At 74.5% G+C, this 542-nt stretch carries 1 pseudogene; it reads right to left on the minus strand.

The features are described from left to right. Positions 1 to 542 (minus strand): annotated as a pseudogene (locus EJK16_RS19605) (fibronectin type III domain-containing protein); the annotation flags it as partial.

Raw genomic sequence — 542 nt, forward strand, 5'->3', positions numbered from 1 at the left:
GCGACGCGAGCTGGTTCAGCGCCCCGAAGTTGGACCCGGGCTCGGACTGACGCACCACCGCATCAGCGGTCGGTGCGAGCACCACCGTCACCGGCTGCGCCGCCGGCACCACCGTGGCGGTGGCCTGCGCCGACGCCGCGGAGAGGTTGCCGGCCGCGTCCGTGGCCACCACCCGGTAGTACCAGGTCCCGGCCGCCACACCCGTGTCCGTGAAGCTCGTCCCCGTGACCTGCCCCCGCTGGGTCGCCGCCGACGGGGTGAACCCGTCGGTCTGCGAGCGGTGCACCGTGTAGCCGGTGACCCCGCGGTCATCCGACGACGCCGACCACCCCAGCGTCACCACATCCCCGCTCACCGCCGCGGTCACGTCCGCCGGCGCCGACGGCGCCGACGTGTCTTGTGCCTGCGGCTCGCCCGGCTCGAAGACGAGGGTGAGCTGGGGCCGGTAGGTGGCCGCGGTGAACTCCTTGGCCCACAGCCACAGGGTGTCCGTGCTCGTGCTGCTCAGGGCCATCGTCCCGGCCCCGCCCAGCCGACCGGCC

Source organism: Georgenia sp. SYP-B2076 (assembly GCF_003991205.1).
GTDB lineage: Bacteria > Actinomycetota > Actinomycetes > Actinomycetales > Actinomycetaceae > Georgenia.